This window comes from Xanthomonas sp. BRIP62418 (assembly GCF_003993495.1).
GTDB classification, from domain to species: Bacteria; Pseudomonadota; Gammaproteobacteria; order Xanthomonadales; family Xanthomonadaceae; genus Xanthomonas; species Xanthomonas euroxanthea.
On sequence record NZ_QEZG01000028.1, the window covers coordinates 351,810 to 366,547 of the forward strand.

General features: G+C 64.3%; 13 protein-coding genes, 1 tRNA gene and 1 pseudogene. 2 read left to right on the forward strand and 13 right to left on the reverse strand.

Annotation, left to right across the window (positions count from 1 at the left end; translation table 11 throughout):
* Positions 1-170: 170 nt before the first annotated feature.
* From EO174_RS06445 to pcnB, 8 genes are all read right to left on the reverse strand, one after another.
* Positions 171-794, reverse strand: a complete 624-nt coding sequence (locus EO174_RS06445; protein ID WP_126943171.1) for an AAA family ATPase — start codon at positions 792-794, stop codon at positions 171-173.
* Between the two features lie 3 nt (positions 795-797).
* Positions 798-1,142: a type II toxin-antitoxin system prevent-host-death family antitoxin gene (locus EO174_RS06450; RefSeq protein ID WP_126943174.1), complete on the reverse strand. Its 345-nt coding sequence runs from the start codon at positions 1,140-1,142 to the stop codon at positions 798-800.
* 155 nt (positions 1,143-1,297) lie between these two features.
* Positions 1,298-2,812 carry a glucose-6-phosphate isomerase gene (pgi, locus tag EO174_RS06455; RefSeq protein ID WP_126943177.1) on the reverse strand — a complete coding sequence of 505 codons (1,515 nt, stop codon included), beginning with the start codon at positions 2,810-2,812 and terminating at the stop codon, positions 1,298-1,300.
* Positions 2,809-3,189: an aspartate 1-decarboxylase gene (panD, locus tag EO174_RS06460; RefSeq protein ID WP_115676801.1), complete on the reverse strand. Its 381-nt coding sequence runs from the start codon at positions 3,187-3,189 to the stop codon at positions 2,809-2,811. The genes pgi and panD overlap by 4 nt, the downstream gene beginning before the upstream one ends.
* Positions 3,190-3,365: 176 nt before the next feature.
* A complete protein-coding gene (panC, locus tag EO174_RS06465; protein WP_126943180.1) occupies positions 3,366-4,208 on the reverse strand; it encodes a pantoate--beta-alanine ligase in 843 nt (280 codons plus the stop codon).
* Positions 4,205-5,020, reverse strand: a complete 816-nt coding sequence (panB, locus tag EO174_RS06470; RefSeq protein ID WP_126943183.1) for a 3-methyl-2-oxobutanoate hydroxymethyltransferase — start codon at positions 5,018-5,020, stop codon at positions 4,205-4,207. The genes panC and panB overlap by 4 nt, the downstream gene beginning before the upstream one ends.
* A 35-nt stretch (positions 5,021-5,055) precedes the next feature.
* Positions 5,056-5,541, reverse strand: coding sequence for a 2-amino-4-hydroxy-6-hydroxymethyldihydropteridine diphosphokinase (gene folK, locus EO174_RS06475; RefSeq protein WP_126943186.1), 486 nt, complete (start codon positions 5,539-5,541; stop codon positions 5,056-5,058).
* Between the two features lie 3 nt (positions 5,542-5,544).
* Positions 5,545-6,912 (reverse strand): polynucleotide adenylyltransferase PcnB, encoded by a 1,368-nt coding sequence (gene pcnB, locus EO174_RS06480; RefSeq protein WP_126943264.1) that lies wholly within the window; start codon positions 6,910-6,912, stop codon positions 5,545-5,547.
* Between the two features lie 47 nt (positions 6,913-6,959).
* Here pcnB and EO174_RS06485 point away from each other — a divergent pair.
* Positions 6,960-7,034 (forward strand) — tRNA-Glu (locus EO174_RS06485).
* Positions 7,035-7,470: 436 nt separating this feature from the next.
* On the opposite strand, the gene folE2 is transcribed toward EO174_RS06485, so the two are convergent.
* Together folE2 and EO174_RS06495 are read right to left on the reverse strand one after the other, a co-directional pair.
* The gene (gene folE2 / locus EO174_RS06490) at positions 7,471-8,394 is read right to left on the reverse strand and encodes a GTP cyclohydrolase FolE2 (RefSeq protein ID WP_126943189.1); all 924 of its coding nucleotides are present in this window, start codon (positions 8,392-8,394) and stop codon (positions 7,471-7,473) included.
* Positions 8,395-8,429: 35 nt separating this feature from the next.
* Positions 8,430-9,590, reverse strand: a complete 1,161-nt coding sequence (locus EO174_RS06495; RefSeq protein WP_126943192.1) for an N-acetylmuramoyl-L-alanine amidase — start codon at positions 9,588-9,590, stop codon at positions 8,430-8,432.
* A gap of 218 nt (positions 9,591-9,808) precedes the next feature.
* Here EO174_RS06495 and EO174_RS06500 point away from each other — a divergent pair, with 218 nt between their 5' ends.
* Positions 9,809-10,033 carry a hypothetical protein gene (locus EO174_RS06500; protein WP_104648590.1) on the forward strand — a complete coding sequence of 75 codons (225 nt, stop codon included), beginning with the start codon at positions 9,809-9,811 and terminating at the stop codon, positions 10,031-10,033.
* A 797-nt stretch (positions 10,034-10,830) separates the two neighbouring features.
* Here EO174_RS06500 and EO174_RS06510 read toward each other — a convergent pair.
* The 3 genes and pseudogenes from EO174_RS06510 to EO174_RS06520 all read right to left on the reverse strand — a co-directional run.
* Positions 10,831-12,381, reverse strand: a complete 1,551-nt coding sequence (locus EO174_RS06510; protein WP_126943198.1) for an MASE1 domain-containing protein — start codon at positions 12,379-12,381, stop codon at positions 10,831-10,833.
* A gap of 399 nt (positions 12,382-12,780) precedes the next feature.
* A complete protein-coding gene (locus EO174_RS06515) occupies positions 12,781-14,208 on the reverse strand; it encodes a sugar porter family MFS transporter (protein ID WP_164740110.1) in 1,428 nt (475 codons plus the stop codon).
* An 87-nt stretch (positions 14,209-14,295) separates the two neighbouring features.
* Positions 14,296-14,738 (reverse strand): annotated as a pseudogene (locus EO174_RS06520) (xylose isomerase); the annotation flags it as partial.

The window sequence follows — 14,738 nt, forward strand, 5'->3', positions numbered from 1 at the left end:
GGAGCGCACCTGGGCGCGAGGAGCTTTGCCGGTATGCCTGTCGCGCCCGGGTGCGCTCCTACGGGTGAGGCCGACGCGTGCGCCGTGGCGTCTCGCTGCTGTCGCAAGGCCAGTAGGAGCGCACCTGGGCGCGAGAAGCGGATCAGACCGCAAGTGCATGAGCGCGCGGCTCAAGACTGCCGCAACTCCAGCGCCGCCATCACGATGGGCTTGGCCCAGCCGGGCACCTGCGCCAGTTCGTCCGGCGTGGTCGGGTACTGCAGGCCGTTGCGGTCCAGTTCCAGCACCAGCAGCGGTGCGGCCTGCCCGGTCGCATCGGCGGGCACGCTGTTGTCGTAGACATGCAGCACCGCCAGATGCGGCAGCAGCGCGATCAGGTTGGCACGCGAGGCATCGTAGCGCTCGCGAATCTTGTGCTCGGGGATGGCATGCCCGCCGGCGGCCACGCGCGCGGCCACCCGTTCGATATGCAGCTCGACGCTGGACAGGCCGCAGAACCAGATCGCCACGGTGTGCTGCGCGCAGGCCTGCCGCAGCAGGCGCGGGATGGTCGTCGCGCCCAGGGTGGTTTCGAATGCATAGTCATGGCCGGCGTCCATGGCCTGACGCAGCCGTTGCACGCCCTCCTGCCAGGCTTGCGCATTGGCCTGTTCCGGTGGCCACCCCTGCTCCACCAGCTCCCGGGTGAACGCGTCCGGGTTGAACCAGGTGCCGCCTTCTTCCCGCAACACGCTGCCCAGCAGCGAACTCTTGCCGGCGCCGTTGACGCCGGCCAGCACCAGGATGTTTCCCACGATCTAGAGCGACGGGCCCAGGGTGACCTTGCTGCGCCGGCGTGCCGGCTTGCCGATCACCTGGGCCAGGCCTGGGCCATCGGTCACTGCCGCCAGATGCGCGTCGAACCTGGCCTGCAACGCCTGCAGCGATTGCGCCCGCGTCGAGGCGGCCGCCGCTGCGCTCGCCTGCCTCACCAGACGGTGGTATTCCTCCGCATCCACCACGACCGCCTCGGGATGATTATGGTTGGTGATGACCACCGCGCCATGCGAGCGCACCTTGCGCATCAGGCTGGGCCAGCCCTTCACCTTGATGTCGGCGGCAGGGGATGTTTCGAGCTCGGGCAGATCCTGGAGGCGAGACATGGGACGGTCCTGCACGTGGTGGTGACTCACAGCCTACGCTCAACTTCCCATTTTGGGAAATTTGGCTATTTTGACCCAATCCCACGCCTGCTAGTCCGCCGCACAACGAAAACGGGGCCCGCAGGCCCCGTCGTCTTGCAATCCATGCGCCAGGCTCAGCCGCGCAGCTTGGCCAGCAGTTCGCGCGTCACCGGGTCTGCCACGTCGGCTGACTTGCCCTTCAGTGCCGGCAGCAACTGGCTGGCCAGCTGCTTGCCCAGCTCCACACCAAACTGGTCGAAGGCATTGATGCCCCACATCACCGACTGCACGTAGACGCTGTGCTCGTACATCGAGATCAGCGCGCCCAGCGCTTGCGGGGTCAGCGCGTCGAGCAGGATCACCGTGCTCGGGCGGCCGCCCGGATAACTGCGGTGCGGATCGCTGCTGTCCTGGCCGTTGGCCAGCGCCTCGGTCTGCGCCAGCACGTTGGCCATCAGCGCGACATGGTTTTCCGCGTACGGATCGTCGTTGTGCACGGTGCCGATGAAATCGGCCGGCACCACGCTGGTGCCCTGGTGCAACGCCTGGAAGAAGCTGTGCTGCACATCGGTACCGGCACCGCCCCACCACACCGATACGGTGTCGCTGTCCACGGCAGAACCATCCAGCTTGACCCGCTTGCCCAGGCTTTCCATCACCAGCTGCTGCAGGTAGGCCGGCAGCAGGGCCAGGCGCTGGTCGTAGGTCATCACCGCATGCGTGGCGCTGCCGAGCAGGTTGCGGTTCCACACCGCCGTCAGGCCATGCAGCACGGCGACGTTTTCTTCCAGCGGCGTGTCGAGCGCATGCGCGTCGAACTGCGCCGCGCCTTCCAGCAGTTGTTCGAAACGTTCGAAGCCGATCGCCAGGGCGATCGGGAAACCCACCGCCGACCACAGCGAATAACGGCCACCGACCCAGTCCCACATCGGCAGTACGCGGCTCGGCGCGATGTCGAAGGCCTTGGCGGCGCGCTCGGGATTGGCACTCACCGCGTACAGCCGCTCGCTGCCACCCAGCCAGGCATGCAGGATGCTGCCGTTGAGCAGGGTTTCCTGGGTGCCGAAGGTCTTGGAAATCAGGATGCCGGCAGTGTGTGCCGGGTCCAGCGTGGCCAGCGTGCGCTGCATTGCCGCGCCGTCGACGTTGGAGACGAAATGCACACGGAACCGCGCACCGGACGGCGCACGCAAGGCCTCGGCCACCAGCCGCGGCCCCAGGTCCGAGCCGCCGATGCCGACGCTGACGATATCGGTGACGTCGGTGGCTTCCAGTTGCTGGATCAGCGCGCCCATGCGCTGGCGCACTTCCGCAGCGGTTGCATACGCTTCGGAGGCCACCGGCGCATCGGTCAGGTCGCCGCGCAACGCGGTATGCAGTGCAGCGCGCTGCTCGGTGACATTGACCTGCTCGCCGCGGAACAGGCGCTGGAACGCGCCGGCCAGATCACGCTCGCGCGCGATGGCGAACAAGGCATCGAGCGCGGCGCGGTCGTACTTCTGCCGCGCGAAATTGAAATACAACGGACCGACCTGCCTGGCGTACTGCGTCGGCCGTTGTGGCTCGGCGGCAAGCAATGCGGGGATGGCAGCGCCGCGCAGGCGCTGGGCGTGGGCGTGAAGCGCGTCGAATCCGTTGGTGTGTGTCATGCGGCCTGCGTGGGGATGCTGTGGTTGGTGTGGGTGATCGCGTTGCTGCCGTCCACATATACCAGATTGGGCTTGAAGGTCTCGGCTTCGGCTTCGCTCATGCTGGCGAAGGCGGCCACGATGATCAGATCGCCCACCTGCACGTGACGCGCGGCGCCGCCGTTGAGCGAGATGATGCCGCTGCCTTCCTCGGCACGAATGGCATAGGTGCTGAAACGCGCACCGTTGGTGACGTCCCAGATATGCACCTGCTCGAACTCACGGATGCCGGTGGCTTCCAGCAGCAGGCCGTCGATGGCGATCGAGCCCTCGTAATTGAGCTCGGAATGGGTGACGGTGGCGCGGTGGATCTTGGCTTTCAGCAGGGACAGGTGCATGACGGGCAACGGCAAAGGAAAGCGGGCATTTTAGCGGAAAGCGCCGGTGTCCACCGACCTGCCCCACAACCGGTGGTGAGTGCTTCAGGCCGGCGCTGGACAAACATGCCCGTGCGCCGGCTCGCAGGCGGCGCCGGGCATGGCCCGACCCGACGCTTGCAGCGGCATTGGACCGCTCAGAATTCCAGGTTGTCGATCAGCCGCGTGGCGCCCAGGCGGGCGGCGATCAAGGCCACGCGCGCGCCGGTGTGGCCATCGCCCGGCTCGCTCAGATCGGGCAGCCGCACCACCGTGTAATCGACGCGGAAACCGGCCTGTTCCAGCGCCTGGGTGGCGGCCTGTTCGACCTGCGCACGCGGGGTGCCGGCGGCGTAGCTGTCGCGCATCTGCAGCAGCACCTTGCGGATCTGCGTCGAACGTGGGCGCTCGTCGGCCGTCAGATACTGGTTGCGCGAGCTCATCGCCAGGCCATCGGCCTCGCGCACGATGCTGCCGCCCAGGATCTCGATCGGAAACGCCAGGTCGGCCACCATCTGGCGGATCACCGCCAGCTGCTGATAGTCCTTCTTGCCGAAGGCGGCCACGTCCGGCTGCACCTGGTTGAACAGCCGCGCCACCACCGTGCACACGCCGTCGAAATGCCCGGGACGGCACACCCCTTCGAGCACGTCGCTGACGCCCGGCGCGTGGATCGGCGTGGCCAGTGCGGTGCCGAGCGGATACATGGTGTCCACGTCAGGCAACCACAGTGCATCGCAGCCGGCGTCTTCCAGGCCGCGCAGGTCGGCCTCCGGCGTGCGCGGGTAACGCGCGAAGTCTTCGTTGGGGCCGAACTGGGTCGGGTTGACGAACACGCTCGACACCACGCGGTCGGCGTACTGGCGCGCCAGCATCACCAGCGAATAGTGGCCGGCGTGCAGGTTGCCCATGGTCGGCACCAGCGCCACGCGCAAGCCCTCACGCTTCCAGCCGGTGACCAGCGCGCGCAGGGTGGAAAGATCGGTCAGGGTCTGGATCATGCGGCGTACGCGTGCGCTGCATCGGGGAAGCTGCCGTCGCGCACGGCCTGCGCGTAAGCGCGCACCGCGCCCGCCACCGAGCCGCCTTCGGCGAGGAAATCCTTGACGAACTTGGGACGGCGGTGGCCGCTGTCCAGGCCCAGCATGTCGTGCATCACCAGCACCTGGCCATTGCAGCCGGGGCCGGCGCCAATGCCGATGGTGGGCACCTGCAGCTCGGCGCTGATCTGTGCGGCGATCGGCGTGGGTACGCATTCCAACACGACCAGGCTGGCGCCGGCATCGACCACGGCCTGCGCATCGCGGCGCAACTGCTCGCCGGCTTCGCCACGCCCCTGCACCGTGTAACCGCCAAAACGCAGCACCGATTGCGGGGTCAGTCCCAGGTGCGAGCAGACCGGGATCTCGCGCTCGACCAGATAGCGGATCACCTCGAGCTTGTGCCCGGCGCCCTCGATCTTGACCATCTCCGCGCCGGCCTGCAGCAGTTGGGTGGCAGCGTCCAGTGCGCGTTCGGGCGTGGCATCGGCCTGGAACGACAGATCGGCCACCAGCAGTGCCTGCTCCAGCACCCGCGCCACCGCCGCGGTGTGGTAGACCATGTCGGCGGTGGTCACCGGCAAGGTGGAATCGTGCCCCTGCACCACCATGCCCAGCGAATCGCCGACCAGGATCAGGTCGACGCCGTTGGCATCGAAGGTCCGCGCGAAACCGGCGTCGTAGGCGGTCAACATGACCAGTTTTCGACCCTCGCGCTTGGCCTGCGCCAAGGCGGGCACGGTCCAGGGCTTGCTGTCGGTATGGCTGCTCATGAAGTCATTACGTGGGGTGATAAGCCGGCCATTATCTACCCAATCGGCTCCAGCCCACAGGCATCGATGGCCTGCAGGGCGTGTCGCACTGTTCCATGGCCCGGAATGATCGCGTCCGGGGCAAGCTCGGACAGCGGCAACAGCGCAAAGGCGCGCGCCTGCAGATGCGGGTGCGGTACCTGCAAACGCGGCAGGTCGATCACCTGGTCGGCGTACAGCAGCAGATCCAGGTCCAGCGTGCGCGGGCCCCAGCGCTCGCTGTCCACGCGCTGCCGACCGAAGGCCTGCTCAATGCCGAGCAGGGCCTCCAGCAGCGGCAGTGGCGCCAGCGCAGTGCGCAGCTGCGCCACGGCATTGATGAAATCGGGCTGGTCTTCGCGGCCCCAGGCCGGCGTGCGGTACAGGCGCGAGGCGGCAATCAGCGTGGACTGCGGCAGCTCGCCCAGCGCGGCGATGGCCGCGCGCACGCTGGCCTCGGCCAGGCCCAGGTTGGCGCCCAGGCCGACAAAGGCGGTCTGCACGCCCTATTCGCCTGCGGGCGCGCCGGTGCGACGGCGGCGACGGCGGCGCTTGCGCGGTGCATCCTCCTCGCCGGCGTGATCGGCCTGCGCGGTTTCGATCGCATCGACCAGTTCCTGGCCGGAGGACTTCTGTGCCTCGCGCCAGAATTCGACATCGGCGGCATGGTCGGCCGAGGCGAACTGGCGCAACACCAGGAAATCGAACGCGGCGCGGAAACGCGGATGCGACAAGGTGCGGAACACGCGCTTGCGCTGGCGCGAGGAGAACCGCGTCTGCAGCAGCCAGATTTCCTGCATCGGCAGCGAGAAACGGCGCGGCAGCGCCACGCGTTCGAGTTGATGCAGGGTGACCCGGTCGGCGGCGCGACGCTGCGCGTCCTCCGGCTGCACGCCTTGCGCCTGCAGGCCCATCAAGGTGCGGCAGAACGCCGGCCAGAGCAGCAGGGCGAACAGGAACGCCGGCGACACCGGTTCGTCGTTGGCCACGCGCGCATCGGTGTTGCGTAGGCCTTCCAGCACCATGGCGCGCAGTGCGCCACTGCGGTTGGATTTCAGGGCCGCCGCACTTTCCGGGAACAGCGCACCAAGCAGGCCGTAACGCTCCAGGCCTTCGAAACTAGCCACGCCGTGCCCGGACAGGAACAGCTTGAGAATCTCTTCGAACAAGCGCGCTGGCGCCGCTTCGGACAACAGACCGGCCAGGCGCGGGATGGGTTCTGCGGTGCCGGCTTCGATGTCGAAGTTCAACTTGGCCGCCAGACGCACCGCGCGCAGCATGCGCACCGGATCTTCCTGGTAGCGCAGCTCCGGGTCGCCGATCAGCTTCATCAGGCGCGCCTGCACGTCTTCGAAGCCGCCGCAGTAATCGCGTACCGAGAAATCCTCGATCGCGTAGTACAGGGCGTTGCAGGTGAAGTCGCGACGGATCGCATCGTCTTCGATGGTGCCGTAGACGTTGTCGCGCACCAGGCGGCCGTTATCCAGCTCGCGGTCGCCGCTGCCATCGTCGATGTTGGCGCGGAACGTGGCCACTTCGATGATCTCGCGACCGAACACCACATGCGCCAGGCGAAAGCGGCGGCCGATCAGGCGACAGTTGCGGAACAGCGCTTTGACTTCTTCCGGCGTGGCACTGGTGGCCACGTCGAAATCCTTGGGATGGCCGCCGACCAGCAAGTCGCGGACCGCGCCGCCGACCAGGTAGGCACCAAAGCCCGATTCGCGCAGGCGGTACAGCACGCGCAACGCGTTGGGGCTGATGTCCTTGCGCGAAATGGTGTGCTGATCGCGTGGGATGACGCACAGCGTGAACGGAGATGTAACTGAGGATTCGATGATGGCGCTTCCGTCTTGTGTTGCAGGATTGCCCAACGGGTTTGAGCGCACTATACTAGCGCGCTGCACAAGACGCACCAAACGCTCCCTTCGTCTAATGGTTAGGACGTGGCCCTCTCAAGGCTAAAACAGGGGTTCGAGTCCCCTAGGGAGCACCACCGTCGTCTGGCTGCAGAACACGCCAAGGCCCCGCATTGCGGGGCTTTTGCGTTTTCGGGCATCGGTGACTGCCGCTGGCCGGGCAGCGCGCGATGATCCCGTTCCCCGCCCCGGCGAACATGTCGCCCATGGCGACTGCGTCGATCCGATCTACCGGTGCGCCGACTGGCTGAGGCCGGTTGCGGGCCAAACACCCGTGCACCAAGCCGCGCAGTCGGCCGCCCGCTCCACGCCTGCGGCTGCATGTGCTGCCACGCGAGGGCGGCGCATCGGCCTGGCCGATGCCGATCACCCCGCGACAAACATCACGTACGGCCCGATCAGGACATGGACCTGCGCGACAATGCGTCCGCATCGGCGCCACGTGCGATCGCCCTCGTACTTGCGCGCAGCGATTGCAGATCGACGTGGATGTTTGCAGTGCATGGCAACGCCTCACTCGGCCAATGGATGAAAAATGCCGGCATCACTGTCGGTTTCGGCGACGGCGTCGTGGGCATGCAGACTTTCCAGGTGGCGCACCGCCACATGGAAAACGGCATGGTGCTCGGCCAGCACCTTGCGCAACCGCCGCGCGGCATCTTCGACATACATCAGGTTGGCGCCATTCAAGCGGGCGAACGCCTGCTCGTCGACACGCCGTACCGCTGCCTGTACCGGCGTCGCCAGCGCCTGCTCGCACAGGCCGACCAGCGCGCGGATACCGAAACGCGGCAAGCTCGCGCCCAGCTCCACGCGTATTTGCGCCACGCTGCGCTGGCTGTGCGGCGTGGCGTACGAACCGTGCTGTTGCAGCCACTGCGCCACCTCTTCGACCGGCAACGCATCGCGCCCTGCGTGTTGCTGCAAGAACGCACCGCTCAGCAACTGGCGCGACAAGGCCGCCGAACAGGGACAGGTGGAGGCGTACAGCACCTCGACCTGCAACTGGATCCGGGTGCGGCCTTCGCTTGACTGGGCATCGATGCGCACCGGATAGGCGCGCCAGCCGCTCAGTCCTTCGCTGCGCAGCGCCGGCACCCGCACCATCAGCTCAAAGCTCAGCGTCAGCCGCGCCGCCCGGCTGCCGCAATCGGCATGACTGTCGATCAGCGCCTGCAGCAGCTGCGACACCATCGCCGGCGACACCGGCTGCTGCAGATGCCGATCCAGCAAGCGATACAAGCGCGACATATGGATGCCCTTGAGTTCCGGGCGCGGCAGATCCACCTGCACGCCGGCACGCGCGGCCACGCTGCCGCCGGGCTCGGCATCGTCCAGGCGCACCGGCACGGCGATGTCCTGCATGCCGACCCAGCGCAGCGGCGCACTCGCTGTGGACGGTTCGGTAACGGCAACATCGGGAAGCGTGGTGGACATCGAAAGCTCGTTGAAGGAGATGGGGGAATCGCGCCTCAGGCGCGACCGGGGAACATCTGGAAGTAATCGTCGATACCGGCGTGCAGCGTTTGCGCCAGTTCGTCCTGATGCGTATCGCCACACAGCCGCCGGCAATCGTCGCGATTGCTCATGAAGCCGGTTTCCACCAGCAACGACGGAATATCCGGCGACTTCAACACGGCAAAGCCGGCCTGCCCGACCTCGTCCTGATGCAGCCGCGTCACCTGCTGCAGCCGCCCGAGCATCACCTTGCCGAACGCCACGCTGCTGGCGATGGTGCCGCTCAGCGACAGGTCGGCCAGCACCTGCGACAACACCGGGTTGCTGGGCACCCGCAAACGGCGCGCGCTGTCGCCCATCTGGTCGGCGGCGTTTTCGCTGTCGGCGATCCAGCGCGCCAATGCCGAGCTGGCGCCGTTCTGCGACAAGGCAAACACCGAGGCACCGCGCGCCTGGCTGCTGGGCGCAGCATCGGCATGGATGGACACGAACAGATCGGCATTGCGGCGATGGGCGATCAACACCCGTTCGTGCAGCGGCACGAAGCGATCGTCACTGCGGATCATGGCCGGCCGGTAACGCGGGTCGGCCGCCAGACGCTGGTGCAGCCGCCCCGCGACCGCCATGGCCACATGCTTCTCGTAGCGCGCATCGGCACTGACCGCGCCGGGATCCTTGCCGCCATGACCGGCGTCGATGGCGACCACGTAGGGATGCAGGCGCGAGCGCGTGGGCGCAGCCGCCGCAACGGCCGGCTCGGTCGGATCGGCTGCGGACAACGACGCAGTACCGGACACAGCAGCAAGATCGAGCACCAGCGCACCATCCTCCCAGCGCGCCGTGGCTGTCAGCGGCTGCACCAGATCGAGCACCACGCGCAGCCCATCGCCATGCGGGCCGCTACGGATGGCAACGACTGCGAGACCGTCAGGCAATGGATCGACCTGCGGTGGCTGTGTCGAAACGCCCGGCAAGTCGATGACCAAGCGCGCTGGATTGGACAGGCTGAAGCTGCGGTAGGCGACCTGCGTACTCAATGCGAGTCGAAGCTGCAGTTCCCTACCCTGGCGCTGCAGGTTGCAGCTGCGCAGCGCCGGGAGCGACTGCGCATGGGCAAGGCCCGGCGACAGCACCAAGGCTGCGCCGACGGTGCGCAACACCTGCCGCCGCCTCATCGGGCCGACCCCGGTGGCTCAACGCGGCCACCGCGCCGCTTAGCGCAGGGAAGGTTCGGCATGCTGACCAGGCAAACAACGCTCTTTGGAAAGGGGCGCGACACGATATGACCAGACGAACGACGGAACGAAGTGTTATAAAGTAACACTCATGACGCAAAAGCAAGCCTGTTGTGTTCCGCCTACACCCTCACGTTCACTCTTGCCGAAGAGCCACGATGTCCCCCGTCATCCCCGACAGCTATACCGCCTGGCGCCACTGCATCGAGGTCGACTGCGGCCAGCCACTGACCGCCTCCTTCATCGCCCGACGTCTCGCGAGCCTGCACGACCTCGGCGACCACCACACTCAGCAATTTTTGCGTCGTTGGGGTCAGGCCCATCTTGAGCAGGCGATTGAGTGGTTCGAACGTGCGCTCCAGGATTTGGCACCAAAGCTTTAATTCACCACGGTTTGGTCTTCAAAAATGGAGTCAGGAAAGTTGCGCTAGTAGCGAGCTGGGCCGTGTTTGCGATGGCGGGGCTTATAACATTCAGCGAATCACGCTTCTCAGGGAGATCAATGCGGCTTTTCGCTACCCCCAAACCGTGTGTAATGGGTGGGGCTGTCAAACAACTGACATTGCATATCCTTGAGTGGCGCTGTAGTCAGCACGATTTTGGGACAAGCTTGGAAGGTTGAGGTAGCCCTGCCCCATATCGAAAGCGCGCGAGGCAGAGTGGCTGTCAGCAATTTCCGCACAAACGCCAACACCCATCCGCTTTATGGACGTAACGTAGGCGAGCCTGAATTGCAGGCAAAATCGTCCCTAGCAGGGGAAGGCGAAACTCATGGAAATTAAAGCAAATACGTTGAAGGTCATGTGCGTTCTGGCCTGCGCTTTGATAGCAGGCCAAGTCTCGGCGCAAACTGGCGGATGCTGCGCAGGCGGTGTAGGAGCCAACGCAACAATGGGGTTGGGGGAACGGAACCCAGCAGTTGCCAACCTCACCTTAGATCCCGCTTGGTCGATCTACGAGTTCCAACGTGACGGCGTAACCTATCTGCAAATCAATGACGTCGCCGGGGGAGTCAGAGCGGTGGTCGCACGCGTTGACAATGCGCTTTGGGTCCTGCCAATGGGCAAGGATGCTGATCGCGTGACAGTGCCGGCAGCTAATACAATTTGGGCAAATTCGTCGGCAACGTCTACGACAGAGCTAGGCCCTCATCCGCAGATGGTGTACCAGACCGCACACTTTACCGTGCATGTCGAGCGGCAAGCCAACGTGGAACGCTGGAAGGTCTCTCCGACGCGGTAACAGCAGATGCCTCGGCCACAAGGAAGGTAAGTACTAACGCATGGCGGCGGCGAAACAAGCCGCCATGCGACTTAAGACGGGCCCGAAATTCACGTTCATCTTCAGGGGATTCACGCCGTACGGAATCTACCAGAGAGGTATCGGCAAACACTCTCATGACGATCCCCTGCCCCCCTCTACCGCGCCAGACACGCGCATGGATGAAATGCTTATTGGATGCAGGCAGAAGTTCCAACGCGTTGAGTGTGCAGCGATAAGCCGCGAGCTGCAGTCCAAGCGAGAGCTGCTGACAATCACCCTGCAACAGACAGTCGAGCTTGGTGGAATTCAACCTCTCAAACGCAGCCGAAGTCAGCGTTCGAAACAAGCCATGCGTTTCAATCTCCAATGGATATAAGGCCGCAACATATTCATGCAGGAGTTGCGATTCTAGAACAGCCACGCGTGTTATCTCCATTGCTGCCGCATGGTGACCACGCTCCCGAAGATCTGCTACAACCGATTTACGCATCCTATTCATCTGGACGTTGATATCGGAGTATTCAACAACCCGATCCCGCAGTGTTCGCTCAGCCGCGAGATAACTGGCTTGAATGGCCTTTTGAGCATCCGCCTTAATTCGTCCAATAGTGTCAAATCGCTTCAACGGCCTGACGAACCGTACGCCAAAAACGAATAAAAAGGTACTGATGACTACGTGGAAAACCTGAACCTCAAACAGGCTCGGATTGTAATAACCAATTTCATATGTCTTTGGCAAGGTGATTGCCAAAGCGAAGTTTGCAAGCAGCGTCCCGAGAGCAGTCCCTGTCCACCCGTGACGACGTGTCAAGACAACTGCTGGCCCTATCAGTGCAGCCATCAGCATTTTTCGCAGCAATGGCTCCTGCGTGTAGCCGAGCATATAGAAAAGCACAAGAATGACGACAACTGACAGTCCAAGATCTCGGGGCAGGTCTATGCGCGCCGGCTCTCGTTTTTGAGGCGACCACAACATGACCGGAAGCAAGAAAATCAATATCCCCAGATAGCTTCCCAACCAATAGCGAGTAAGGGATTCCAAGACATTGTCCGTGCTCGGCCCACCGAGGCTCGCATTAAGGACAATGCTCCACAATGAATTAAAAAACCCAATGGCAATCGCCAATGGAATTAAGAAAGGAGTCTGCTGAAGCAGCTTACGGGCATGATGGCGTGCCAACCAAATGACGAACGCGATCATAGGGGCATGAACAAGTGGACTTATGTATGCCCAAGTCAAGTCGTATCCCTGATGCTGCGAGAGCGGAACACGCAGCCAAAGCATTGCAGCTGCATCTCCTACCAACAGGAATGGCCACTCGCGATAAGGTCTGAATAGCAGGGTTACAACACGCAACCCGACAGGCAGATACCACTGGTCGATGGAGCAATACCAGAGCGACAGGAATGCTAGGCAATAGCAAGCGCTAACCAGCGCGCCCCTTAAGATTTCCCTTACTACTGCCATACCACCACTCCTTGGTTCCACGATTCGCCCTAGTCTGGAGGGAAACTGCCTGTTGGAGTATAGCGGTGGCGCACAATTTGCAAAAAGAGTCGGTGCGCTGCTAAGCGGCTATCGCTGTTGAAGACTGCATTGCACTCTACTGGTGCATCGGGCCGGACGGCAATCAGGCGGCTTGGCATCTCAGGCGCGCAACACAGGCCAGAGCAGCAGGCAGTCACGAGCACTGCGTCAGTAGGCGCACGATCCACCTCAACGATGACAGCTAGCTCGATTGAGACGCTTGCGGCGATGCATGCGTACGAGACATCGGCAAGATCCTAGTCGAGGCATTAACGCAGAAAGCCGCGCAATGCGCGGCCTTCTGCGACTTCCATGCCGATATCGGCACAACGGAGCAGATCAGCCCTCCATCTGCTCCAGCTCCTTGCCCTTGGTCTCGTAGACGTATTTGAGCACGAAGAACACCGAGATGAACGCGGCGACGGTGTAGATGCCGTAGGCGCCGGCCAGGCCGATGCTGCCCAGCAGGATCGGGAAGCTGACGGTGATGGCGAAGTTGGAGGTCCACTGCGCGGCGCCGGCAATGGCCAGGCCCGAGCCGCGGATCTGGTTGGGGAACATCTCGCCCAGCATCACCCACATCACCGGGCCCCACGAGGCATTGAAGAACACCACGTAGACGTTGGCGGCCACCAGCGCGAGCATGCCCATGGCATCGGACATGGCGAGCTTGCCGTTTGGGTCCAGCGAGGCGGTGGCAAAGGCATAGGTCACCAGGGCCAGCGAGACCGCCATGCCGGCCGAGCCGATCCACAGCAGCGGCTTGCGGCCGATCTTGTCGACCAGCATCACCGTGACCAGGCAGGCGCCGATGCTCAGGCCGCCGGAGAGCACGTTGATCAGCAGCGCGTCCTGTTCGGAGAAACCCACCGCCTGCCACAGCACGGCGCCGTAATAGAACACCACGTTGATGCCGACCAGTTGCTGGAACACCGCCAGGCCCACGCCGATCCAGACGATCGGGCGGATCCTGCCGGTGGCCTTGTTGATGAGGTCGGAGAACTTGGGCTTGTGCTGGTCGGCCGACATCGAGGCCGAGATCTCGGCCAGCTTGGTCTGCGCGGCGGCGTTGCCGTACAGGCGCTTCAACACCACCAGCGCCTGATCGCGGCGGCCCTTGACCACCAGATAGCGCGGGCTCTCCGGAATGACCAGCAGCAGCAACAGGAACAGCAGCGAGGGAACCGCCTGCATCCAGAACATCCAGCGCCAGGCGGCCTGCCCGGCCCATAACGGCTCGGTGGAGGCACCGGCGGCGTTGGCCAGCAGGTAGTTGCTCAGGAACGCGCAGAACAGCCCGCTGATAATGGCGATCTGCTGCATCGTGGCCAGCCGGCCGCGATAGCGCGCGGAGGCGACCTCGGCGATGTAGGCCGGCGAGATGACGCTGGCCGCGCCTACCGCAAAGCCGCCCATCACGCGGGCGAAGATGAAGAAGCCGGAACTGTGCGAGGCACCGGCGCCAATGGCCGAGAGCAGGAACAGTGCCGCAGAAATGATCAGGACCGCGCGGCGGCCCCAGCGGTCGGCCAGACGGCCGGCGAAGAAGGCGCCAATGGCGCAACCCAGCAGCATCGAGGCGACTTCGAACCCGGTCTCGGCGGCGCTGGAATTGAAGGTCTGCTTCAGGCCATCGACAGTGCCGTTGATCACGCCGCTATCGAAACCGAACAAAAAACCGCCGATCGTGGCTACGCAACTGATCAGGACGATAAAACGGGTGTTCTCGCCGGCATCGGGGGCGCCGTCTATGGAGACACTGGACATGGGTTCACCTGGAAGCATGCAAAGGAGCGGCCACGGAGGCGGCCGACATCGGCCGGCGACGCGCACTGCGCCGCCGGCCACGGGACATCAACGCGTCAGATACTGGTTGATCAGGTTCTCGTAGGCTTCCTGGCGGCCGCTGAGTTGCTTGGGTTCGTTGCCGGCCGCGTACTGGGTAAGATCCACCAGCGTGCTGCTGCCATTGGCAAAGTCGGCACCGGCACCGCTATCGAAGCTGGCGTAGCGCTCGGCGCGCCACTGCTCCAGCGGCGAGGAGGTCAGCAGCGCATTGGCCACTTCCAGCCCGCGGGCGAACGCGTCCATGCCGCCGATGTGTGCCAGGAATAGATCCTGCGGATCGGACGACTCGCGGCGCACCTTGGCATCGAAATTCAGCCCGCCAGGTGCCAGCCCGCCCTGGCGCAGCACCACCAGCATCGCGCCGACGGTGTCGTACAGGTCGGTCGGGAACTGGTCGGTATCCCAGCCGTTCTGCGGGTTGCCGCGGTTGGCATCGATGCTGCCGAGCA

Bases quoted from the DNA above. Each gene is read 5' to 3' on its own strand.
- EO174_RS06450 (WP_126943174.1), bottom strand. From the start codon at position 1,142: ATGTCTCGCCTCCAGGATCTGCCCGAGCTCGAAACATCCCCTGCCGCC.
- pgi (WP_126943177.1), bottom strand. From the start codon at position 2,812: ATGACACACACCAACGGATTCGACGCGCTTCACGCCCACGCCCAGCGC.
- panD (WP_115676801.1), bottom strand. From the start codon at position 3,189: ATGCACCTGTCCCTGCTGAAAGCCAAGATCCACCGCGCCACCGTCACC.
- panC (WP_126943180.1), bottom strand. From the start codon at position 4,208: ATGATCCAGACCCTGACCGATCTTTCCACCCTGCGCGCGCTGGTCACC.
- panB (WP_126943183.1), bottom strand. From the start codon at position 5,020: ATGAGCAGCCATACCGACAGCAAGCCCTGGACCGTGCCCGCCTTGGCG.
- folE2 (WP_126943189.1), bottom strand. From the start codon at position 8,394: ATGTCCACCACGCTTCCCGATGTTGCCGTTACCGAACCGTCCACAGCG.
- EO174_RS06495 (WP_126943192.1), bottom strand. From the start codon at position 9,590: ATGAGGCGGCGGCAGGTGTTGCGCACCGTCGGCGCAGCCTTGGTGCTG.
- EO174_RS06500 (WP_104648590.1), top strand. From the start codon at position 9,809: ATGTCCCCCGTCATCCCCGACAGCTATACCGCCTGGCGCCACTGCATC.
- EO174_RS06510 (WP_126943198.1), bottom strand. From the start codon at position 12,381: ATGGCAGTAGTAAGGGAAATCTTAAGGGGCGCGCTGGTTAGCGCTTGC.
- EO174_RS06515 (WP_164740110.1), bottom strand. From the start codon at position 14,208: ATGTCCAGTGTCTCCATAGACGGCGCCCCCGATGCCGGCGAGAACACC.